The organism is Pseudomonas sp. (assembly GCF_041601375.1).
Classification (GTDB): Bacteria; Pseudomonadota; Gammaproteobacteria; order Pseudomonadales; family Pseudomonadaceae; genus Aquipseudomonas.
This window is the reverse complement of the sequence record NZ_JBFIIG010000061.1, coordinates 1-22202: the sequence shown is the minus strand read 5'-3', so window position 1 is coordinate 22202 and position 22202 is coordinate 1. Positions and strand designations below refer to the sequence as shown.

General features: G+C 64.7%; 16 protein-coding genes. 7 read left to right on the top strand and 9 right to left on the bottom strand.

Features of this window, described 5'->3' with window-relative positions; all coding sequences use genetic code 11:
* Positions 1-190 precede the first annotated feature (190 nt).
* The gene (gene ytfE / locus ABZE94_RS10565; RefSeq protein WP_372875482.1) at positions 191-856 is read left to right on the top strand and encodes an iron-sulfur cluster repair protein YtfE; all 666 of its coding nucleotides are present in this window, start codon (positions 191-193) and stop codon (positions 854-856) included.
* Positions 857-911: 55 nt separating this feature from the next.
* Here the strand turns inward: ytfE and ABZE94_RS10560 are convergent, their stop codons facing one another.
* From ABZE94_RS10560 to ABZE94_RS10545, 4 genes are all read right to left on the bottom strand, one after another.
* On the bottom strand, positions 912-1355 hold the full coding sequence (locus tag ABZE94_RS10560) for a CopD family copper resistance protein (protein WP_372875481.1): 444 nt from the start codon (positions 1353-1355) through the stop codon (positions 912-914).
* A 40-nt stretch (positions 1356-1395) separates the two neighbouring features.
* Complete coding sequence (locus ABZE94_RS10555; protein ID WP_372875480.1) at positions 1396-2586, bottom strand: NnrS family protein; 1191 nt, start codon at positions 2584-2586, stop codon at positions 1396-1398.
* 300 nt (positions 2587-2886) lie between these two features.
* Positions 2887-3237, bottom strand: a complete 351-nt coding sequence (locus ABZE94_RS10550; RefSeq protein WP_372875479.1) for a hypothetical protein — start codon at positions 3235-3237, stop codon at positions 2887-2889.
* 375 nt (positions 3238-3612) lie between these two features.
* Positions 3613-4629 carry a zinc-dependent alcohol dehydrogenase family protein gene (locus tag ABZE94_RS10545; protein WP_372875478.1) on the bottom strand — a complete coding sequence of 339 codons (1017 nt, stop codon included), beginning with the start codon at positions 4627-4629 and terminating at the stop codon, positions 3613-3615.
* A gap of 259 nt (positions 4630-4888) precedes the next feature.
* Between ABZE94_RS10545 and ABZE94_RS10540 the strand changes: the two genes are divergently transcribed.
* The 5 genes from ABZE94_RS10540 (at position 4889) to ABZE94_RS10520 (ending at position 12655) form a co-directional block, all read left to right on the top strand.
* Positions 4889-5803 (top strand): LysR family transcriptional regulator, encoded by a 915-nt coding sequence (locus tag ABZE94_RS10540; RefSeq protein WP_372875477.1) that lies wholly within the window; start codon positions 4889-4891, stop codon positions 5801-5803.
* A gap of 272 nt (positions 5804-6075) precedes the next feature.
* Positions 6076-7317, top strand: a complete 1242-nt coding sequence (gene mexE, locus ABZE94_RS10535; protein WP_372875476.1) for a multidrug efflux RND transporter periplasmic adaptor subunit MexE — start codon at positions 6076-6078, stop codon at positions 7315-7317.
* Positions 7318-7329: 12 nt separating this feature from the next.
* Entirely contained in the window at positions 7330-10503 is a 3174-nt protein-coding gene (locus tag ABZE94_RS10530) for an efflux RND transporter permease subunit (RefSeq protein WP_372875475.1), read from the top strand.
* Positions 10500-11900 (top strand): efflux transporter outer membrane subunit, encoded by a 1401-nt coding sequence (locus ABZE94_RS10525; protein ID WP_372875474.1) that lies wholly within the window; start codon positions 10500-10502, stop codon positions 11898-11900. Before ABZE94_RS10530 ends, ABZE94_RS10525 begins: the two co-directional genes overlap by 4 nt.
* 245 nt (positions 11901-12145) lie before the next feature.
* The gene (locus ABZE94_RS10520) at positions 12146-12655 is read left to right on the top strand and encodes a disulfide bond formation protein B (RefSeq protein ID WP_372875473.1); all 510 of its coding nucleotides are present in this window, start codon (positions 12146-12148) and stop codon (positions 12653-12655) included.
* A gap of 7 nt (positions 12656-12662) precedes the next feature.
* Here ABZE94_RS10520 and ABZE94_RS10515 read toward each other — a convergent pair whose 3' ends face one another.
* Entirely contained in the window at positions 12663-13397 is a 735-nt protein-coding gene (locus ABZE94_RS10515) for an SDR family oxidoreductase (protein WP_372875472.1), read from the bottom strand.
* 365 nt (positions 13398-13762) lie between these two features.
* On the opposite strand from ABZE94_RS10515, the gene ABZE94_RS10510 reads away from it, so the two are divergent.
* Positions 13763-14770 carry a TRAP transporter substrate-binding protein gene (locus tag ABZE94_RS10510; protein WP_372875471.1) on the top strand — a complete coding sequence of 336 codons (1008 nt, stop codon included), beginning with the start codon at positions 13763-13765 and terminating at the stop codon, positions 14768-14770.
* 84 nt (positions 14771-14854) lie between these two features.
* Here ABZE94_RS10510 and ABZE94_RS10505 read toward each other — a convergent pair whose 3' ends face one another.
* The 4 genes from ABZE94_RS10505 to ABZE94_RS10490 all read right to left on the bottom strand — a co-directional run.
* Positions 14855-18427, bottom strand: a complete 3573-nt coding sequence (locus ABZE94_RS10505; protein WP_372875470.1) for an EAL domain-containing protein — start codon at positions 18425-18427, stop codon at positions 14855-14857.
* On the bottom strand, positions 18403-19503 hold the full coding sequence (locus ABZE94_RS10500) for a chemotaxis protein CheB (RefSeq protein ID WP_372875469.1): 1101 nt from the start codon (positions 19501-19503) through the stop codon (positions 18403-18405). Before ABZE94_RS10500 ends, ABZE94_RS10505 begins: the two co-directional genes overlap by 25 nt.
* Positions 19504-19518: 15 nt before the next feature.
* A complete protein-coding gene (locus tag ABZE94_RS10495; RefSeq protein ID WP_372875468.1) occupies positions 19519-21714 on the bottom strand; it encodes a response regulator in 2196 nt (731 codons plus the stop codon).
* A gap of 7 nt (positions 21715-21721) precedes the next feature.
* Positions 21722-22202 (bottom strand): methyl-accepting chemotaxis protein (locus tag ABZE94_RS10490; RefSeq protein ID WP_372875467.1); only part of this gene is annotated, 481 nt, incomplete at its 5' end.

Genomic DNA, 22202 nt, shown 5'->3' with positions numbered 1-22202 from the left:
TCGGGCTTGACCGTTCGTAGCGAGGGAAAGTCCGGTTTGAGGCAGTTTTGGTGCTTTTCCGAGGCGAATAGCTGGCTATTTAACGAGGGAAAGCAGCAGAAATGACCAAATCCGGCTTTTCCGCAGTAGAACAGTGTTAAGTCCGACAGGCTCCTAGCAACCCCATTGATCGATGCACAAGGAAATCGCCATGACTCCTACCCTTCTCGACCAGCCCCTTGGCAGCCTGGCCTGCGAGATTCCCGGTGCCACCCGGGTATTTCATGCCTTCAATCTCGACTTCTGCTGCGGCGGCCACAAGAGCCTGCGCGAGGCGGCGGCCCTGCGCGGCATCGAACCCGACGTGGTCGCCGCCGAACTGGACAGCCTGCAGGCCCAGGGCGGCACGCAGCTGGACTGGCGCAGCGAACCCAGCGCGCGCTTGATCGAGCATATCCTCAAGCGCTACCACGCCCGTCACCGCGAGCAACTGCCGGAACTGATCCGCCTGGCCTGCCGGGTGGAGCAGGTCCACGGCGACCGCAGCGACTGCCCGAACGGCCTGGCCGACCTGCTGCGCGACATGCAGCAGGAACTGGAGAGCCACATGCTCAAGGAGGAACAGATCCTCTTCCCCATGCTCCTGAGCGGTTACGCCAGACAAGCCAGTGCACCTATCTCGGTGATGCGCTTCGAGCACGATCACCATGGCCTGGCCCTGGAACGGATGGAAGCCGTGACCCACGGCCTCACCCCGCCGGAAGACGCCTGCAACACCTGGCGTGCGCTGTACCGCGGGCTGAACGAACTGCACGACGACCTGATGCTGCACATCCACCTGGAAAACAACGTGTTGTTCGTCGCCGACCAGGCCTAGCCGATCAGTCGCCGGCATGCCGGCGATGTCTGGGTGTCCGCCAGAGCGTGCACCATCACCAGCTCAGGTAGAACATGCCCTTGGCCAGCAGCACGATGCCGACCATGTGCGCGAACAGGCTGACATGAATGATGCGCAGAGATCGCGCATTCATGCGCTTGCTCCTGAACAGCCACATGGCGCTGAAAAAATGCCCGAGCACACTGGTGGCGAGCATGAGCTTCAGGGTCAGCAGGGTATTGAAGGACGACGCCAGCGGCGCGGCCAGCGCTGGCAGATAACGCAGCCAGAGCATGCCGAGTCCGGCGCCGAACAGCGCCAGCAGCACCCAGGGCATCAATTGCCGGGCGCGCCGACCGACGCCCCGCTCGATCAGGCGCATGGCCTCGGCCGGCACCTGCTTGCGCACGCTTTCCAGGATCAGCACTTCGAAGAACACCGTGCCGATGAACATCAGCGCGGCAAACAGATGGAGGGTCAGCAGGATCGGGTACATCATCGGCTACTCGACAGGCAAGGCAACAGTTGGTAATCCGCATTCATCCCGGATGGCCATCCACACGGGCACTGCACAGCATTGGCCCGTAGCGCCAGGCGAACAGGGCAAAGGCCAGGCTCCAGCACCCGGCGGCCAGCCACAGCCCCCAGAACGGCCAGACTTCGATCAAGCCAACGCGAAACAGGCTGGCCACCTGCAGCAGGATAAAGGCCAGGGGCATCCCGCTCGGCGGCGTCAGCGGGCGACCGGTATGGCCCAAGCTGACGCGGGCGAGCATGGCCAGGATCAGGCCGCCCATGGCTCCGACGGTCAGGGCATGCAGCGGCTGACTCGGGTTGCTCAACAGGCCGAGATGCCACAGCGCCATGCCCAGGCAGGCCAGGCCCAGCCAGGCATAGGCCAGGTGCAGCGACCAGAGCAACGGCACCCGCCACATGCCCGAATCATGCCAGCGCACCAGACGCAACAGATGGCCGGCCGCGAGCAGCGCGAACAGCAGGCCAACCCCGGCGCTGGCCTGCAGGGCGATGCCGGCGGCATACAGCACGGCGACCAGGGCCGAGCCCAGCAGCAACAGCAGGTCGAGCCAGGGCCAGGGCTTGACGCCCTCCACCCGCCCAAGCCCGCGCTGGGTGAAGAAAGGAATCACCCGGCCGCCGATCAGCCCCATCATCGCCGCCACCAGCCAGACCCCGGCCAGGACGCCCTGACGCTGGAGGACCTCGTTGGCGCCGGCCAGCCCAAGCACAGCAACGGCATCCGCAGCCGTGAGCAGCAGCAAGACAGCGACAATCGGGTAGTTGCGTTTTTGCCGGGCCTGCCATAGCGCGCGGCCCATGACCGCGGCCACCGCAAGCGGGAATGCCAGTTCCAGCACGGCCAGTACCGGCAACGGCAGGTCGCTGAGCCAGGCCAGTCGCGCCGCCAACCAGAGCAGCGCCAAGAGGGTCAGCGGGCGCCCCTGCAGCCCCGGCTGGCCGGTCCAGGTCTGCACCGCGGACAAGAGAAAGCCGGCAATGATCGCCAGGGCGAAACCGAACACCAGCTCATGCCGGTGCCAGGCCAACCAACCGCCGGCCGGCTGCCACTCGCCAAGCCAGCCACTATAGGCTGCCAGCCAGAGCGGCACGGCCAGCAGGGCGAACAGGCAGCCGCCCAGGAAGAACGGCCGAAAGCCCAGACGCCACAGCGGGTTAATCGCCAATGCCTTGCGGCGGTCAAGCACTTGCATGATGCAACTCCTTTAGCAGGCCGAGAGCAGCCGGGTCCGTTTACTCAATCAGCATGCAGGCAACCCAACCGAGCACCACCAGGCCCAACAGTGACCAGTGATTGATCAAGCGCGAGCATGCGCCAGCAACGGCAGCCTGTCGCCCGCGGCGAGCCAGCTGTGCGGCAAAACACTCGGCCCCTTGTTCCAGATTGCCAGCCATGACTTCAAACACAATGATCGCTCCTTTGCAGCGACAGGCCACTGACCAGCGTCAAGCAACCGCTGAAGTTGCCCGACAGATACGGATCGCCTTGAGCATCAGTGGATTGCTTGCAAGCGGCCAGCCTGGCGACTGACCCGAGCGCCGGCGCTGAACTGCGCATTCGGCGAGCGCACGGTTGCTTCCTCGCCTTGCGCGGTCTTGACCACATAGGCGCGCTGGCTCAGACCACTGACCTGCTGAACCCCCTCCCCGGCAAACAAGCCGATGCCCGCACCGACCAACGCGCCCAGTGGACCGCCTGCGGCGCCGCCGATCAACACGCCGCTGAGTCCGCCATACAGCGCACCCACGCTGTTATCGGGGGTTTCCTTGATCACCTCGTCTGCCTGGACAGCAACAGTGCCAAGTAGCGCTGCACTGAGGAAAAACACATTGAACAATTTCATGGCTCGCTCCGATTGATTGATTCGCTCAACCATTAGCAATCCAGAAATCGTGCCAACATTTAAATACTTGTATATCAATCACTTGAGATCTCGATGGTATATATAACCCAAGCAACAAAAGGTATATGGGACCCTATAAAGTCCAAATGACTACATTGCCACACGGCATCGCGACAGACAGGCGGGAGTGCCGGCACGGGTGCGAGAGCACCCTGTCGCCAGCTCAAAAGCGAGCTACAGACGCAGCAGCCGACAGCTGCTGAGGGGGAAAGCAGGCGTTGCAGCGGGGGGATTGCTCAGCCCCGGACCCGCGCGTCAAGGCGAAGCGGTTCCAGGGCAGGCGGGTGCAGCAGGCGGGAGCTTTTTCCCAACCTCTCAGGGCAGAATCAGCGCCACTCGCCCGCGATTCGGGCAGGTCTCCATGTAGCGGTGAGCCGCGATGAAGTCATCGAAGGCAAACACCTTGTCGATGACCGGCGTGAGCAAGTGATCCGCGGTCAACCGATTGATGTGCTGCAAGGCACGCTGCACGGCCTCCTGATTGGGCTCGATGCCCATTTCGGGAAGGCCGGTGAAGTCGAGCACGCAATGACGGAAGAACTGCAAGTGCTTCTTGAACGCGGCGCACGCCGGAAAAGCCGTGTCGTTGCCGCCGTTGACGCCACACATGATCAGCTTTCCGCGCAACGCGGCGACATCGCCGAGCAGCTTCATCTGCTGGCCGGCGCACTGATCGAGGATCACCTCGACCCCCTTGCCCTCGGTATAGCGCTCGATTTCCAGGACCAGGTCCTGCTCTTCGGTGACCACCACCTTGTCGGCGCCCAACCCGCGCAGGAACTCGCGGTTACCCGCCTCGCTGGTCGAGGCGATGACCGTGGCGCCCAGGGCCTTGGCCAGTTGCACGGTCTGCGGGGCCAGGCAATGGCTGGCCTCGGTGATCAGTACATGCTGGCCGGGTTGCAACTTGGACAGGTCGACCAGGGCAAAATAGGCGAACAGCAGCGCGGAGTAATGCACGCTGGCCTGCAGCGGCGACAACACCTCCGGGTAGCGGGTCAGGGCGTAGCGTGGCATCAGCACCAGATCGCCCCAGGTCGGGTAGCGATTGGCCGTACTGGCCGGGAAACTGGCGACCGGCGTACCGATTTCAAGGTCGTCGACGCCCTCGCCCAGGGCCTCGATGGTACCGGCCAGTTCGCTGCCCATGCCGGCGGGTAAGCGGGCCTGCTCGGCGGCCAGATTCTGCCGCCACAGAACATCGTTCCAATTCAGCCCTACGGCCTGGACGCGCACCAGCACCTCGCCTGGGCCAGGTGTCGGGGTGGGCAACTCTTCATGCTGAAGCACTTCAGCGTCGCCGAATTTATGGAAACGGATCATGTGGGACATCGTTACCTCAACCTCTGATCACGAATTGACACTTCAATGACTGTGGACTCTATCCGCTGATGTTCGCCAACACCACCCGCTGACATTGATAGTTGTCATGCCTGGCAGTGATTGCCGGCTTTCCTTAACGGCATTACAGCTCGTACTATTCCCCGGCGCAGGCGCACATTAGCAACACATTGCTGGCAACGCATTACTGGAAAATGCAGCATGCCACGCCTGATCGCATCAAGGCCGCTTCACTTCGAATGGTAACCGGATGAACCGTAACGACCTACGCCGCCTCGATCTCAACCTGCTGATCGTGTTCGAGACGCTGATGCACGAGCGCAGCGTGACCCGCGCGGCGGAGAAACTGTTTCTCGGCCAGCCGGCGATCAGCGCCGCCCTCGCCCGCCTGCGCAACCTGTTCGACGACCCGCTGTTCGTGCGTACCGGTCGCAGCATGGAACCTACCGCCCGCGCCGGGGAAATCTTCGCCCTGCTCTCGCCGGCGCTGGATTCGATCTCCACCGCGGTCAGTCGCGCCGCCGACTTCGACCCGGCAACCAGCACCGCGGTGTTTCGTGTCGGCCTCTCGGATGACGTCGAGTTCGCCCTGCTGCCCGCCCTGCTCCGGCGCCTGCGCGCCGAGGCGCCCGGGGTGGTGCTGGTGGTGCGCCGGGCCAACTACCTGCTGATGCCCAACCTGCTGGCATCCGGCGAGATCTCGGTGGGCGTCAGCTACACCGAGGAGCTGCCGGCCAACGCCAAGCGCAAGACCCTGCGCCGCAGCAAGCCCAAGCTGCTGCGCGCCGACTCGGTGCCGGGGGCGCTGAGCCTCGACGACTATTGCGCCAGGCCGCATGCGCTGGTGTCCTTCGCCGGCGACCTCAACGGCTTTATCGACGAGCAACTGCTGAAGATGGGTCGCAACCGCAAAGTGGTGCTGGCGGTACCGCAGTTCAACGGCCTGGGCACCTTGCTGGCCGGCACCGATCTGGTCTCGGTGGTGCCGGACTATACCGCCGCCGCCTTGACCGCCGCCGGCGGCTTGCGTGCCGAGGACTTGCCCCTGGAGACCCAAAGCTTCGAGATGTCCATGGCCTGGCGCGGCGCTCAGGACAACGACCCCGCCGAGCGCTGGCTGCGCTCGCGGATCCAGATGTTCTGCGGCGACCCGGACAGTCTGTAAGCGCTCCGCATGGGTGTCGCCCGCACACCTACCAACGTGGCTAATCCGTAGCCTGGATAATCGCCTGCGCAATCCGGGAAAAGCCGGTGGCGGCCCAGGATTGCGCCAAGGCTTATGCGTGCTATCTGAACTGTGCTCACCCCCGTCCTTGTCGATACAAGCCCGTCAACCATCATTCCGGCTGATAGTTACCTTTGTAGCATTCGATTCGTTCCGGCCTGCAGCGCGCCGCAAAATCCGCCCATCAAAAATTTACTATGGTGGGCTCTCACATGGATCAGTCGACGAAAACCCTCTGGCATTTTCCCCTGGCGCTGGCAACTCTGATGGTGCTCAGCGCCTGCGGCCAGGCTCCGGAAGCGATGCAGCCGATGCCCGCGGCGCAGGTCAGCGTCGCCGAGGTGATCGAACAGCCGATCAACGAGTGGGATGAGTTCACCGGGCGTCTGGAAGCCCCGGAATCGGTGGATGTCCGCCCGCGGGTTTCCGGCTTCATCGACCGGGTGGCGTTCGACGAAGGCAGCCTGGTGAAAGAAGGCGATCTGCTGTTCCAGATCGACCCGCGGCCGTTCCAGGCCGAGGTCAAGCGCCTCGAAGCCCAGCTGCAACAGGCCCGCGCCAGCCACACTCGCACCCTCAGCGAAGCCCGCCGCGGCGAGCGTTTGCGCAAGAGCAATGCTATTTCCGCGGAGCTGGCCGATGCCCGCGCCAGCGCCGCCCAGGAAGCCCAGGCGGTGGTCGCCGGCATCCAAGCCGAACTGGACAATGCGCGCCTCAACCTGAGTTTCACCCGCGTCACCGCGCCCATCGACGGCCGCGTCGGCCGCGCCGAAGTCACCGCCGGCAATCTGGTCACCGCCGGGCAAAGCCAGCTCACCTCGTTGGTCAGCACCGACAGGGTTTATGCCTACTTCGATGCCGATGAGCGGGTGTTTCTCAAGTACGTCGAGCTGGCGCGCAAAGCCGGCGGCCAGACCCGCGACGCCAGCCCGGTGTACCTCGGCCTGTCCAGCGAGGACGGCCATCCGCACCTCGGTCAATTGGATTTTCTCGACAACCAGGTCAACCCCAAGACCGGCACCATCCGTGGCCGCGCGGTCTTCGATAACGCCGATGGCCAGTTCACCCCCGGGCTTTACGCGCGCTTGAAACTGGTCGGCAGCAGCACCTACGCCGCCACCCTGATTCAGGACGTGGCCGTGGGCACCGACCTGGGCAAGAAGTTCGTCCTGGTGCTCGGCGAGGACAACAGCGTGAATTACCGCGCCATCGAACTGGGACCGAAGATGGAAGGCCTGCGCATCGTCCGCAGCGGCCTGGCCAAGGGCGAGAAGATCGTGGTCAACGGCCTGCAACGCGCCATGCCCGGTTCCATCGTCGAGCCGCAAAGCGTGCCCATGGCCGACGCCCCGACCCTGGCCGCCCTGGAACGGCAGCGCCAGGCCGTCGAGCGCCGCAGCCCGACCAAGATCGCCGTGAAGAACCCGCCAGCCGCTTCGACGCCGCGTAGCTAAGAGAATACGACCATGAACTTCTCGCAATTCTTTATTAGGCGGCCGATCTTCGCCGCGGTGCTGTCGCTGATCATCCTGATCGGCGGCGCCATCTCGCTGTTCCAGTTGCCGATCAGCGAATACCCGGAGGTGGTGCCGCCTACCGTGGTGGTGCGCGCCAGCTTCCCCGGCGCCAACCCCAAGGTGATCGGCGAAACCGTCGCCTCGCCGCTGGAACAGGCGATTACCGGCGTCGAGGGCATGCTCTATATGTCGTCCCAGGCCACCGCCGACGGCAGCATGACCCTGACCATCACCTTCGCCCTGGGCACCGATCTGGACACCGCCCAGGTGCAGGTGCAGAACCGCGTGACCCGCAGCATGCCGACCCTGCCCACCGAAGTGCAGCGCCTCGGCGTGACCGTGGACAAGGCCTCGCCCGACCTGACCATGGTGGTGCACCTGATCTCGCCGGATGAGCGTTACGACATGCTCTACCTGTCCAACTACGCCGCCTTGAATATCAAGGACGAGCTGGCGCGCCTGGAAGGCATCGGCGATGTGCAGCTGTTCGGCCTCGGTGACTACTCGCTGCGTGTCTGGCTCGACCCGAACAAGGTGGCCTCGCGTAACCTCACCGCCAGCGATGTGGTCGCCGCGATTCGCGAGCAGAACCGCCAGGTCGCCGCCGGCTCCCTCGGTGCGCCGCCGGCCGATGCCGGCAACAGCTTCCAGTTGTCGATCAACACCCAGGGCCGCCTGGTCAGCGAGGAGGAGTTCGAGAACATCATCATTCGCGCCGGCGAGGACGGCGAAATCACCCGCCTGCGCGACATCGCCCGCATCGAACTGGGCTCCAGCCAATATGCGCTGCGTTCGCTGCTGAACAACCAGCCGGCGGTGGCCATCCCGATCTTCCAGCGTCCCGGTTCCAACGCCATCGCCATCTCCGATGCGGTGCGCGAACGCATGGCCGAGTTGCAGCAAAGCTTCCCGGAAGGCGTCGAGTACTCCATCGTCTACGACCCGACCATCTTCGTCCGCGGTTCCATCGAGGCGGTGGTTCACACCCTGCTCGAAGCCATAGTGCTGGTGGTGCTGGTGGTGATCCTGTTCCTGCAGACCTGGCGCGCCTCGATCATCCCGCTGGTTGCCGTGCCGGTGTCGCTGATCGGCACCTTCGCCGTGATGCACATGTTCGGCTTCTCGCTCAACGCCCTGTCGCTGTTCGGCCTGGTGCTGGCGATCGGCATCGTGGTCGACGACGCCATCGTCGTGGTGGAGAACGTCGAGCGTAATATCGGTCTGGGCAAGACCCCGGTGGAAGCCACCAAGCAGGCGATGAAGGAAGTCACCGGGCCGATCATCGCCACCGCGCTGGTGCTCTGCGCGGTGTTCGTGCCGACCGCCTTCATCTCCGGCCTGAGCGGGCAGTTCTATCAACAGTTCGCGCTGACCATCGCCATCTCGACGGTGATCTCGGCATTCAACTCGCTAACCCTGTCCCCTGCCCTGGCCGCGGTACTGCTGAAAAGCCACGACGCGCCCAAGGACCGTTTCTCCAAACTGCTCGACCGGCTGTTCGGCGCCTGGTTGTTCGCCCCTTTCAACCGCGCCTTCAGCCGCGCCAGTAACGGCTATGTCGGCGCGGTGCGGCGCATCCTGCGTGGCAGTGGCATCGCCGTGCTGATCTACGCCGGGCTGATGGGCCTGACCTACCTGGGTTTCTCGACCACCCCGACCGGCTTCGTGCCGCCCCAGGACAAGCAATACCTGGTGGCCTTCGCCCAGTTGCCGGACGCCGCGACCCTCGACCGTAGCGAAGACGTGATCAAGCGCATGTCGGAAATCGCCTCCAAGCACCCCGGCGTGGAAAACACCGTGGCCTTCCCCGGCCTGTCGATCAACGGCTTCACCAACAGCCCGAACAGCGGCATCGTCTTCGTCACCCTCAAGGACTTCGGCCAGCGCAAGGATGCCAGCATGTCCGCCGATGCCATTGCCGGCGAACTAAACGGCCAGTTCGGCGCAATTCAGGAAGCCTTTATCGCGATCTTCCCGCCACCACCGGTGATGGGCCTGGGCACCATCGGCGGCTTCCGCGTGCAGGTGCAGGATCGCGGCAACCTGGGCTACGAGGCGCTGTACAAGGAAACCCAGAACATCATCCTCAAAAGCCAGAAGGTGCCGGAGCTGGCCGGGCTGTTCACCAGCTACCAGGTCAACGTGCCGCAGATCGACGCCGCCATCGACCGCGAGAAAGCCAAGACCCACGGCGTGGCCATCGACGACATCTTCGACACCATGCAGATCTACCTGGGCTCGCTCTACGCCAACGACTTCAACCGTTTTGGCCGCACCTATCAGGTCAATGTGCAGGCCGAGCAGCAGTTCCGCCTGGAAGCCGAGCAGATCGGCCAACTCAAGGTGCGCAACAACCGTGGCGAGATGGTGCCGCTGTCGACCTTCGTCAAGGTAAGCGATAGTTCGGGGCCGGATCGGGTGATGCACTACAACGGCTTCCTCACCGCCGAGATCAACGGCGCCGCGGCACCGGGCTACAGCTCAGGCCAGGCCGAGGCGGCAATGGCCCGGCTGCTCGAAGAGGAACTGCCCAACGGCATGAGCTTCGAATGGACCGAGCTGACCTATCAGCAGATCCTCGCCGGCAACACCGCCATGTTCGTCTTCCCGCTCTGCGTACTGCTGGCCTTCCTGGTACTGGCCGCGCAGTACGAGAGCTGGAGCCTGCCGCTGGCGGTGATCCTGATCGTGCCCATGACCCTGCTGTCGGCGATTACCGGGGTGATCCTGTCCGGCGGCGACAACAATATCTTCACCCAGATCGGCCTGATCGTACTGGTGGGATTGGCCTGTAAGAACGCCATCCTGATCGTCGAGTTCGCCAAGGAAAAACAGGAAGAAGGCATGGACCGCGTCGCCGCGGTGCTGGAAGCCTGCCGCCTGCGCTTGCGGCCGATCCTGATGACCAGCTTCGCCTTCATCATGGGCGTAGTACCGCTGGTGCTGTCCTCCGGCGCCGGCGCGGAAATGCGCCATGCCATGGGCGTGGCGGTGTTCAGCGGCATGCTCGGGGTGACCTTCTTCGGCCTGCTGCTGACCCCGGTGTTCTACGTGCTGATCCGCGCCTTCGTGGAGAACGGTCAAGCCAAGAAAGCCGCGCGTCTGCAGGAGGTGCAGGCATGAAAACACTAGCTCCCGCCCTGCTGGCCCTGGCGTCCGTCTTGACACTCACGGCCTGCGCCGTCGGCCCCGACTACCAGACGCCGGCAACCGCGCCGGCGCAACTGAGCGCCGCCGAAGCCGGCGACTACGACCGCTCGCACTTCGAAGCGCTCTGGTGGCAGCAGTTCGACGACCCGACCCTGAACCAGCTGGTGCAGCAGTCCCTCGACGGCAACCGCCAGCTGCGCGTGGCCTTCGCCCGCCTGCGCGCCGCCCGCGCCATTCGTGACGATGTCGCCAATGACCGCCTGCCGACCCTCACCAGCCGCGCCAGCAGCGAGATCGGCAAGGCCCAGCAGCCCGGCACCAGCGAGCAACGAGTAAAGAGCGAGCGCTACGACCTGGGTCTGGACATGGCCTGGGAACTGGACCTGTTCGGCCGTATCCAGCGTCAACTGCAAGCCAGCGACGCGCAGATCGAGGTGGCCGAAGCCGACTACTACCAGTTGCAGGTCAGCCTGATCGCCGAGTTGGTGGACGCCTACGGCAACCTGCGCGGCGCCCAGCTGCGCGAGCGCATCGCCACGCAGAACCTGGAAAACCAGCAGGAATCGCGCGCCATCACCGAGCAACTGCGCGAGGCCGGGGTCGGCAGCGAACTGGATGTGCTGCGCGCCGATGCCCGACTGGCCGGCACCGCCGCCAGCCTGCCGCAACTGCAGGCGCAGCAACAGCGGGCCAAACACCGCATCGCCACCCTGCTCGGCCTGCGTCCGGAACAACTCGACCTGGATCTGTCCGCCCGGCCATTGCCGGCCATCGCCAAGGCCCTGCCGATCGGCGACCCGGCCGAACTGCTGCGGCGCAGGCCCGACGTACATGCCGCCGAACGCCAACTGGCGGCGGCCACCGCGAGCATCGGCGTGGCCACGGCGGACCTGTTTCCGCGGGTCAGCCTCAGCGGCTTCCTCGGCTTTACCGCCGGGCGCGGCTCGCAGCTGGGTTCGGCGGCCGCCCGCGCCTGGAGCGTAGGTCCGAGCATTACCTGGGCGGCGTTCGACCTGGGCAGCGTGCGCGCCCGTTTGCGCGGCGCCGAAGCCGAAGCGGACGGCGCCCTGGCCAACTATGAGCAACAGGTGCTGCTGGCATTGGAGGAATCGGCCAACGCCTTCAGCGATTACGCCAACAACCAGCAACGCCTGCTCGCCCTGCTGCGCCAAGCCGAAGCCAGCCGCGCCGCCGCCGAGCAAGCCCGGGTGCGCTATCGCGAAGGCGAAGTGGACTTCCTGGTGCTGCTCGACGCCGAACGCGAACGCCTGGCCGCCGAAGACGCCCAGGCCCTGGCCGAAGTCGAGCTGTACCGCGGCATAGTCGCCATCTACAAGGCCCTTGGCGGTGGTTGGCAGCCTAGCGCCTAAGCTCGAATCTCTCCCCCAGGTTGGCCACGCCAACCCCTTCCCGCCCCACGGCAGTTGCTCCTTGCCGTGGGGCTTTTTTTTAAAAAATCGCCCAGGCTGGCCAGCATCTTTTGCGCCACCTGCTCGATTGCACGCTATGGTTACAGCCGGCACCATAGCGCGCACTGCGACAAGCGTTATCGCTCTCGGTAGCGCCACGACTCGGCAATTGCTTCAGGCCATTACCCGCTCCCACGGAATTTCCCATGACCCGCCAGAAATCCCTTATTCCACTGCTCTCGATCATTACCCTCGCCTGTTTCGCCATGCTTGGCGGGGCCTTGCTCATGCAGCATCTGTTCGGCTGGGAACCCTGCACACTGTGCGTGCAGATTCGTTTGTGGCTGCTGTTGGGCGGTGCGTTCAGCCTGCTGATAATCGCCGCGGAGGCTGCCGGGCAACGCTGGTTGACCCTGGTACTCTGGCCGTTGTTGCTGGCGGCGGGGTTTATGGCGGTATTCGACAATAGCCATCTGGTGCTGATCGAGACCGGCATCATGGAAAGCTTCAGCTGCTCACCCTTCCCCTTCTATGCCTTCTACCTCCCCTTGCATGAATACCTGCCCGGGGTATTCATGAGCGCCGGCGTTTGTGGGCAAAACGACTACGCCATCCTCGGCGTCCCCTTCAGCAGTTGGACGCTGTTGAGCGTCACCCTGCTGTTCGCGTTCATCCTGTTCGTGGCGTGGCGCGCCATTGGCAAAGCCAGGGGATAGCAGACGCCTAGACGATGCCGCCATTGACCCGCAGCGTCTGGCCGTTGACCCAGCCACCCTGTTCGCTGACCAGAAAGGCCACGACACTGGCGATGTCCTCGGGCGTGCCCAGACGCTGCAGCGGCGGCTGCTTGGCCAGGCGCTCGATCTGCTCGCTGGTTTTACCGCTGAGAAACAGCTCGGTCGCGGTGGGGCCAGGGGCGATCGCGTTGACGCAGATATTCCGCCCACGCAGCTCCTTGGCGAAGATCGCGGTGAAACTCTCCACCGCGGCCTTGGATGCGGCATACACGGAGTAACCCGGCAGCGCCAGGTCGACCACGCTGGTGGAGAAATTGACGATGCGCCCACCGTCACGCAGGTGCCTGGCCGCCAGACGCAGGGTATTGAAGGTGCCCTTGGTGTTGATCGCGAAGATCTTCTGGTACAGCGCATCGTCGCTGTCGGCCAGGCTGACCAGGCCGGACTGGATGACCCCGGCGTTGTTGATCAGGATATCGATACCGCCGAACTTCATCTGCGCCTGGTCGAACAAGGCTTCGACCGCCACCGAATCGCTGATGTCGGCCAGAACTGCATAGGCCTCACCACCCGCGCCGACGATGTCGCGTACCACCGCCTCGGCGCCCGCGGGGCGTACGGTGTAGTTGACCACCACACTGATGCCATCGGCGGCCAGGCGCTTGGCGATGGTGGCGCCAATACCCCGTGAGGCACCGGTAACTATGGCTACTTTTGACATACTGACTCCTGCGATGAGAGCAACTCGCGCTGCACCGGTTGTAATAACTGGTATAGCTGCCATCGGTGCGGGATGTTCGACCGGTGGTCACGTGAGAGACGCTAAAGGAACTCTCGCTTGCTGCAAAATCGGCGAATAGCCGCCCATCCGCACGCCGAAAAGGCGAAAAACCGCCAGCCCATGCGAACTGGATCACTGGCTCGCGCCGACAATGCCAGGGCTGCGCGACAACCGCGCGGTTGGCACAGGCATTGCGATACAGGGCGAGCGCTTGGCGGCTCGCCAACCGTCGCTCTGAGCATGGATGCCTCGCAGGCACGCACCTGTAGGGTGCAGCCCGATCAATAACAAGAAAGGACAGCCCGATGTTCAAGTCGATCTTCGCCATGGCCGCCTGCGCCCTGGCGCTAACCTCTGCCAGCGCCTACGGCGCGCAAACGCAAAGCCCCATCCGGATCAAGTTCGCCCATGTGGTCGCTGACACCACGCCCAAGGGTCAGGGCGCCCTGCTGTTCAAACGACTGGTAGAAGAACGCCTGGGCGGTCAGGTCGAGGTCGAGGTCTATCCCAACTCCTCGCTGTATGGCGACGCCAACGAGCTGCAGGCGCTGCGCAATGGCGAGGTGCAACTGCTGGCGCCCTCACTGGCCAAATTCGAGAAATACACCCAGCAACTGCAGGTCTTCGATCTGCCCTTCCTGTTCGACGACCTCAGCGCGGTCAACCGCTTCCAGAAACGCGCCAAGGGCCGCCAACTGCTGCGCGCCATGGAGGATCACGACATCGTCGGCCTGGCCTATTGGCACAATGGCATGAAGCAGTTGTCGGCGAGCAAGGCGTTGCTGGTGCCAGGCGATGCGGCAGGCTTGAGTTTTCGTATTCAACCCTCCAGCGTGCTCCAGGCTCAGTTCCAGCAGCTGCATGCCAGCGCGCAGGTACTGCCTTTTGCCGAAGTCTTCGACGCACTGAAGAGCGCCAAGGTGCAGGGCGCGGAAAACCCCTGGTCGAACATCTACAGCAAGCGATTGCACAGCGTTCAGCCGTATATCACTGAAACCAATCACGGCGTGCTCGACTACATGCTGGTGAGCAATCCACGCTTCTGGTACGCGATTCCCCATCGGATCCGCAGCGAACTGGAAGGCATCATCGACGAGGTGACCTATGAGGTGAATCGTCAGGCGGAGGCTGCCAACCAGGCGGACCGCCAACGCATCGAAGCGTCTGGCAGCAGCCAGGTGACCGTGCTGAGCGAGGCACAACGCGATGCCTGGCGCCAAGCCATGCGCCCGGTGTGGCAGCAGTTCGAGGCCCAGATCGGCAGCGACGTGCTAAAAGCCGCGCAAACCGTCAACCGCAAGCAGCGCGATTGACCCGCGGCCTGGCTCGCCGCCGCAGGGGTCAGATGCGCGCCTGAGGACTCAGCGCATATCCGTGCAGTAGCGTTCACACACCTGCTAGCGTCCCAGCACCTGCTCACGCAGCCGCTGGTTCTCCTGCTCCAGTTGGCGCTGGCGGAAGGCTTCGCGCAACTGGCCGCGCAGATCGTCGGCCGACCAGGGCTTGGTGAGGAATCGGTAGATCACCCCCTCGTTGACCGCCTTGAGGATGCTGTGGACCTCGCTGGAGCCGCTCAGCACCATGCGGATGATATCCGGGTAGAGGCCCTTGATCTGCCGCAGGAAACCCAGACCGCTCGTGTCGGCCAGGCGCATGTCGGTCAGCACCACATCCACTGCATGGGTCGCCAGCAACGGCAGAGCCTCGGCGCAACTGCCGGCGGTGAGTATCCGGTAGTTCTCCAGGCGCAACTCGCGCTGCAAGGCGTTGAGGATGCCGGGGTCGTCGTCGATCAGCAGCAGGCACTGCTCACGGCCTTCGAGGATATCGACGGGTAGGCGCAGGACCGAACCCGTCTGCAGAAATTCCAGACAGGCCGCCGGCGGCAGCGGCGGCGAATAGTAGTAGCCCTGCAATTCGTCGCAGCCGGCGCGGCGCAGGAAGCCGAGTTGCTCTGGCGTTTCCACGCCCTCGGCGATCACCTTGAGGCCCAGGTTATGGCCGATGGATATCATCGAGCGGGCCAGCGAGGCGCTGTCCGGATCCAGATGGACATCGGTCACGAAGCTGCGATCGATCTTCAGTTCGCTGAAGGGAAAGCGCTTCAGGTAGCCGAGCGACGAGTACCCGGTGCCGAAATCATCGATCGAAAAACGAATGCCCAGGGCACTGAGCGCCTGCATCTTGGCCAGCACCTCGTCGGTGTTGGTCATCAGCATCGATTCGGTCACTTCCAGCTTGAGCCGCCCGGGGGCAACGCCGTGCCGATCGACGATCTGCTGCACCCGCTCGATGAAGTCGTGCTCCATGAAGCTGATGGCGGAGAAGTTGACCGACATGCTCTGGCCCTGCATCGCCTCCTTCCAGGCCTGCAGCTGGCGACAGGCGGCGTCGAAGACATGGAAGTCGATGCCGACGATCTGCCCGGTTTCCTCGGCCAGGGGAATGAACTCGTCGGGCGCCACCGACCTGCCCTTGCGCTGCCAACGCACCAACGCCTCGAACCCACACAGGCGCCCACTCTGCAGATCCAGCTGCGGCTGGAAGACCAGGCAAAACTCGTCGTTGTGCAGGGCATGGCGAATTTCCCGTTCCAGCGACAGGCGGCGCTGCATCTGCGTGTTCATCTGCGGGGTGAAGGCGCAGATGCGGTTGCGCCCCTGATGCTTGGCCTGGTACATGGCGGTGTCGGCATTGCGCAGCAGGGTACCGACATCCCTGCCGTCGTCGGGAAAGCAGCAGAAACCGATGCTGCAACTGACCACCAGCTCCTGATCGTCCAGCATCAGCGGCGCGGCAATCAGCTCCTTGAGCCGCTCCAACCAACCGATGCGCCCCGCGAACGGGCCGTTGTCGGCCAGCAGGATGACGAATTCGTCGCCGCCCAGGCGCGCCACTGTGTCGACTTCCCGAGCATTGCCCTGCAGGCGCTTGGCCATCTGCACCAGCAACTGGTCGCCGGCGTTGTGCCCGAGACTATCGTTGACCACCTTGAAATGGTCCAGGTCCATGAGGGCCAGGGAGAACTGACTCTGGTTGCGACTGGCGAAGGCAATGGCCTGGTGGATCCGGTCGTTGAGCAGGTTGCGGTTGGGCAATCCGGTGAGGCTGTCGTGGTTGGCCTGGTGTTCCAGTTCCTCCTGGTAGCGCTTGGCCTCGGTGATGTCGTGGAGGATGCCGACGAAGTGGCTGACCTTGCCGCGGTCGTTGACCACCGGCGCGACCCTGAGGTCGTTCCAGAAGGCCGAGCCGTCCTTGCGGTAGTTGCGCAGGATCGCCCCGCCCTCCTCCTGGTCGCGCAGCGCCCGGCGGATAGCGTCCAGCGCCGCCTGGTCCTGCTCCTCGCCCTGCAGGAAGCGGCAATTGCGCCCCAGTACGTCCTCGCTGCGGTAGCCGGTGATGCGCTCGAAGGCCGGGTTGACGTAGACGATCGGCTGATCCGCCTGTTCGTTGTCGGTGATGATGATGGCATTGACGCTGGCCTCCACCACGCGGGTGCGGATACGGATCTCCAGGTCACGCCGACGCTGCTCGCTGACGTCCTGGATCACCGCGATGGCGCCCTGCAACACGCCCTGATCATCGAGGAACGGCACCGCCGAGTTAAGCGTGGTCTTGCTCGCCCCATCGAAGGTCTCGATATCGATTACCTGGTTGCGCGAGGCCTCGCCGTGCAGCACCGCACGCGCCATCGGCCAGTCATCGGCCTGCACCGCCTCGCCGGTTTCCGCCCAGACCCCCTGATACTGGCTGGAATCGGCCAGCTCGCCCGGCAACGTCCGGCCCCAGATCAGGCTGCTCTCGGGGTTGCTCATGATCAGTTGGCCACTGCGATCGGCGACCAATACGCCGACCGGCAGGCTGTCGAGAATCTTGCGCAACAGCGCCTCGCTCTGCCCCAGCGCCAGCGTGCGCTGTTCCACCAGTTGCTCCATGCTCTCGAACAGACGGGCGCGGCCCACGGCCATGGCCAGTTGTCGACCGATCGAGGCCAGGGCGTTGAGCCATTCCTCGGGCCAGCTCTGGCCATGCCGGCGGACCACGTTGAGCATGCCGATGATCTCGCCGCCGAGCAGCAGCGGAATGCTGGCATGGGCGTGCTCCCCGCCCAGCTCGGCCAGCGCCGGGCAGCCGGCGATGTTGCTCGGGGTATTCAACCGGTCGCTGAACCAGGCATGCAGGCACGGGCAATTGGCGACACAGCCTTGCAGACGCTCGATGCTGTATGGCGCGCCCCGTCCACGCGCCCCGGCTAGCCGCACCGGCTCGTCGGCAGTGTGCGTATCGGTCAGCAACAACCAGGCACCGATCGCCTCGGGGAACTCGAGAATGCGGCGCAGGGCCGCATCGATGACATGCACTTCGGTATTGGCGTCGGTCAGGCCGCTGGTGAAATGAAACAGGCAGTTGAGCAGCGAGTTACTGCGCGCCAGCTCGTCATGCTTGCTCTGCAACTCGTGGTTGAGGCGCACGCCCTGCTCGTAGGTGGAAATCAGCAAGTCGAGAATCTGCTGACGGCTGGCGGTGATGAAGTGCCGCTCGCCCTCGAGCATCACCTCCACGCCGATCTGCACCCGCTCATGGCTGCGCAATTCGAGATTGACCAGAAAGTAGCGAATTCGCGACAGCAGGTACTTCTCGTCATAGGGCTTGACGATGAAATTGTCCGCACCACAGGCCAGGCCACGCACCACATCCCGCGCATCGGCCAGGCGGGTGACCAGGATCACCGGAATGCCCGCAGTCAGCGCATCGTTCTTGAGCTGCCGACAGAGTTCATAGCCGTCCATTTCGGGCATGACGATATCGCTGATGACGATGGTCGGCTGGCGCTCCGCGACCGTTGCCAGTGCCTCCACGCCGTTGCGCGCCACACGCACCTTGCAGCCTGCCGCTTCGAGCAGGTACTGCAATTCGGTGGCCTGGGTCGGGCTGTCCTCGACGATCAGGATTTCGGCGGTGGCGTACATGGCTCGTTCCCTCTTCTCACGACATTCGGTGTAGCAATCTGCAACGCAATCGAGTTAAGCACGGCAGCAAGACCTTCCGGCGGCAGCACCAGACAGGCGGCCTGCAGATCGATGGCGGCTCGTGGCATCGAGTCGATCACCGCACTGACAGGCTCCTGCACCAGGGTAAAGCCGCCCATCCGGCGCAGCTCGGCCAGCCCCTCGGCACCGTCGCGGCCCATGCCGGAGAGCTGGATGCCGATGGCCTGCTTGCCGAACGCACAGGCGACGGAATGGAACAGGTGGTCGGCCGAGGGGCATAGCGTCTGCTCCGCCCGAGCGGCCTCCAGACGCACGCGCAAGGCCGCACTCACCCCGGTTTGCAAGCCATCCGGCGCCAGGTAGAGCCTGCCGGGCAGCAGCGTCTGCGCGTCCTCGGCGATCTCTACCGGCAGTGCCGCCGTACTTGCCAGCCAGTGACAGAAGCTCGGCAGAAAGCCGGCGGCGATGTGCTGCACCAGAATCAGTGCCCAGGGCTGCCCCGGCTGCAGATTCTGCAGCAGGGCCTTGAGTGCCGCTGGGCCGCCGGCCGAGGCGGCGATGGCGACCAACTGCGGCGCATCGGCGACCGCCTGAGCGACCCGCCCGGGCAGCGCTGCCGGCTGCGCCGCGGTACCGGCGGCGCTCGGTCGGAAACGCCGGACTATTTTCACCTGCGCCATGCTGCGCAGGGTGCGCAGCAGTTCATCGATGCGTTCGTCGAAATCCGCCGCATCCAGGCCCCGGGGCTTTTCCAGCACCGCCAGGGCACCGGCGGCCAAGGCGCGCATGGCGGTTACCGAGTCGCGCACATTGGCGCTGGCGGTCAGCACCACCACCGGCAAGGCATAGAGTTCGAGCAGGCGTGCGGTCGTCTCATAGCCGTCGAGGCCCGGCATATGCACATCCATGGTCACTATGTCCGGGGTGTAGGTCTTCAACATATCCAGGGCCTGCTCGCCATTGTCGGCGGCGCGCACCTCGTAACCGGCACCCTCGAGCACCGCGCGCAGCAGCACGCGCAGTACCGGCGAATCGTCGACGATCAATACACGCATGGTCGTGGTCCTCACTCAGATCAATCGGCGAATGGCGTCGAGCAGGCTGTCCTGCTCGAAACCGCTTTTCACCAGGTAGGCGTTGGCACCCGCCTCCAGGCCGCGGGCGCGGTCTTCGGCCGAATGCAGCGCCGTCACCAGCACCACCGGCAGTTGCGTCAGCTCGCGGTCGGCGCGAATGCGGCTGGTCAGGCTGAAACCATCCATGCGCGGCATCTCCACATCGGACACCAGCAGATCGAAAGGCCCCTGTTTCAGGGCATTCCAGGCTTCCAGGCCGTCGTTCGCCGTGGCCACCTGATAGCCGGCGCCTTCTAGAATAGCCTTGAGCAGGCCGCGCGAGGTGAACGAGTCTTCGGCGATCAGCAGCCGCTGGCTGCGCACGTCCGGACCCTCCGCCGCCTGAACCAGGGTGCTGGCGGTAGTGGCCAGCGCGCTACGGTAGAGGTCGCCCGGATGCAGGATAGGCACCAACTGGCCGTCGCCGAGCACGGTCGCACCGAGCAGGTTGCGCACCCGCAGCAACTGGCGGCCGAGGTTCTTGACGGTGATCTCCTGGTCGCCGAGCAGCTCCTCGACCAGCAGGACGAAACGTTCGCCACGCACCTTGAGCAACAACAGGGTCAGATTGCCCTCGCCGCGCGCCAGGGGGGTGAGACCGAGCACATCGGCGAGCGACCAGACGGGCAGCACCTCTCCCTCGAATACCAGGGTTGGGCGGTTTTCCTGGTTCTTCACGGCGTCGACCGGCAGGCGCAGGCAGCGCTCCACCGCCAGCGCCGGCACGGCAAAGGTACGCTCGGCATGGCGCACGATGACCGCGCGAAAGGTCGACAGGTTGAGCGGCAGATGCAGGTGGAAGCAGGTGCCCTGGCCGGGCTCGGACTCCAGCTCGATGCGCCCGCCGATGCGCTCGACCGACTCCTGGACGATGGCCATGCCCAAACCGCGGCCGGACAGGTCGGTGAGCAGCGCACTGGTCGACAGCCCCGAGGCGAAAATCAACTTGCCGGCCTCCGCTGCGCTCAGGTCCCGGGCCTGTTCCTCGCTCAGCAAGCCAGCGCTCACCGCCTTGGCCTTGAGTTGCGCCAGATCGAGGCCATGGCCATCGTCCTGCACCCGCAGTTCGAAACGGTCCGCCGACTCCTGGATCAGCTCCAGCTGGATCAGGCCGACCTCGGACTTGCCACAGGCAGCGCGCTGCCCCGGGCTTTCCAGGCCATGATCGACGGCATTGCGCAGCAGGTGGGTGAGCGGCGTGCGCAGTTCGTCGAGAATGCGTTTGTCGACTTGCAGGTTGGTGCCGCGCACCTGCAGCGTCACCCGCTTGCCGGCCTGGCTGGCCAGGTCCTGAACCATCGCCGGCAGGCCGTCCACCAGGCTGCTGCCGGCCAACAGGAGCACGCCCTGCAGTTCCTCGGCGAGAGACTCGGAGAGCTGGGCCAGGCCCTGCGACAGATGCTTGCCGGCTTTTTCCAGATGGATCGCCTCGAAGTGCAGACGATCCAGCTGCGCCTGACTCCAATCCAGATGATCGAGCAATGCCTTGAGCGCATCCTGACTCGCCGCGGGCAGCGCTTGGGCACTTTCGCGCAACCGTTGCAGGGTTCCGCCGACGAGCAGTCGGTGAGCGCGCTGCGGTTCGCAGGCTGCGCGATGTTCGCCGAGCAGACGGGCATGCGCACGGGCCTCGAGCTTGTGCTGCAACAGGGCCTCGCTGTGAAACAACAGTGCATCCAGCCGCCGCGCCGAAACCCGTACCGTACCAGGCTCGGCAGCCGCCGCAGGGATGGCCGGCACATGCTCGGGCAGGCTGACCGCCGCACCGCGGGCGCCCGCTTCCAGATCCTCGACCAGCTGTGCCTGCTCTTCAGCGCCCACGGACTGGCCGGCGTGCAGGTTCTGCACCACGCGCAAGGCATAGCGGCACAGCTCTACCCGCTCCTGGGTCAGCTCCAGGGTGCCGCCACGCACTGCGCTGAGCAGACTCTCCCAGGCATGGCAAAGCTGCTCGATCGGCAGCAGACCAGCCGCCCGCGCGGCGCCTTTGAGGCTGTGCACCTCACGGAACAGCGACTCGACGGATTCGTCGCTGGCGCCCTCCTCGCGCCAGTTGGCCAGGCCATCGGCAAGCACGCCGAGACGCTCGTCCGCCTCCACGCGAAAACTGGCCAGCAGTTGTAGTTGCAACGCTTTGCGATCCAGGCTCATGGTGCACTCACAGCTTGAAGCGGGCGGCCAGGCCCTTGAGTTTGAGGCCCAGTTGGTGCAGGTTGCGCGCTGCCAGATCGACCTGGCGGGTACCGCCGACATTGTCCTGGCTGGCCTGGCGGATATTGGCCATGGCGCTGGCGACCTGGTCCATGCCGATCAGCTGTTGCTGGCTGGTGGCGGCGATCTGCAGGGCCATCTCGCTGGACGTCTCGATGCTGCCGCTGAGGCTGCGGATCGCCTCGCCGCTGGCCTGCGCACGCTGGTAACCGGCCTCCACCGTCTTGCCACCCTGCTCGGCCAGCAGCACCGCCCGGGTCATGGCCTTCTGGATTTCGCCGAGGATCCCGCGCACCTGCGCGGTGGCCTGCTTCGACTGCTCGGCCAGGGCCTTGACCTCCTGCGCCACCACCGAAAAACCCTTGCCGGTTTCACCGGCCTTGACCGCCTCGATCGAGGCGTTGACCCCGAGCAGGTTGGACTGCTCG

Bases quoted from the DNA above. Each gene is read 5' to 3' on its own strand.
- ABZE94_RS10525 (WP_372875474.1), top strand. From the start codon at position 10,500: ATGAAAACACTAGCTCCCGCCCTGCTGGCCCTGGCGTCCGTCTTGACA.
- ABZE94_RS10540 (WP_372875477.1), top strand. From the start codon at position 4,889: ATGAACCGTAACGACCTACGCCGCCTCGATCTCAACCTGCTGATCGTG.
- ABZE94_RS10505 (WP_372875470.1), bottom strand. From the start codon at position 18,427: ATGTACGCCACCGCCGAAATCCTGATCGTCGAGGACAGCCCGACCCAG.
- ABZE94_RS10510 (WP_372875471.1), top strand. From the start codon at position 13,763: ATGTTCAAGTCGATCTTCGCCATGGCCGCCTGCGCCCTGGCGCTAACC.
- ABZE94_RS10530 (WP_372875475.1), top strand. From the start codon at position 7,330: ATGAACTTCTCGCAATTCTTTATTAGGCGGCCGATCTTCGCCGCGGTG.
- ytfE (WP_372875482.1), top strand. From the start codon at position 191: ATGACTCCTACCCTTCTCGACCAGCCCCTTGGCAGCCTGGCCTGCGAG.
- ABZE94_RS10545 (WP_372875478.1), bottom strand. From the start codon at position 4,629: ATGTCCCACATGATCCGTTTCCATAAATTCGGCGACGCTGAAGTGCTT.
- ABZE94_RS10500 (WP_372875469.1), bottom strand. From the start codon at position 19,503: ATGCGTGTATTGATCGTCGACGATTCGCCGGTACTGCGCGTGCTGCTG.
- ABZE94_RS10560 (WP_372875481.1), bottom strand. From the start codon at position 1,355: ATGATGTACCCGATCCTGCTGACCCTCCATCTGTTTGCCGCGCTGATG.
- ABZE94_RS10555 (WP_372875480.1), bottom strand. From the start codon at position 2,586: ATGCAAGTGCTTGACCGCCGCAAGGCATTGGCGATTAACCCGCTGTGG.
- ABZE94_RS10520 (WP_372875473.1), top strand. From the start codon at position 12,146: ATGACCCGCCAGAAATCCCTTATTCCACTGCTCTCGATCATTACCCTC.
- ABZE94_RS10515 (WP_372875472.1), bottom strand. From the start codon at position 13,397: ATGTCAAAAGTAGCCATAGTTACCGGTGCCTCACGGGGTATTGGCGCC.
- ABZE94_RS10495 (WP_372875468.1), bottom strand. From the start codon at position 21,714: ATGAGCCTGGATCGCAAAGCGTTGCAACTACAACTGCTGGCCAGTTTT.
- mexE (WP_372875476.1), top strand. From the start codon at position 6,076: ATGGATCAGTCGACGAAAACCCTCTGGCATTTTCCCCTGGCGCTGGCA.
- ABZE94_RS10550 (WP_372875479.1), bottom strand. From the start codon at position 3,237: ATGAAATTGTTCAATGTGTTTTTCCTCAGTGCAGCGCTACTTGGCACT.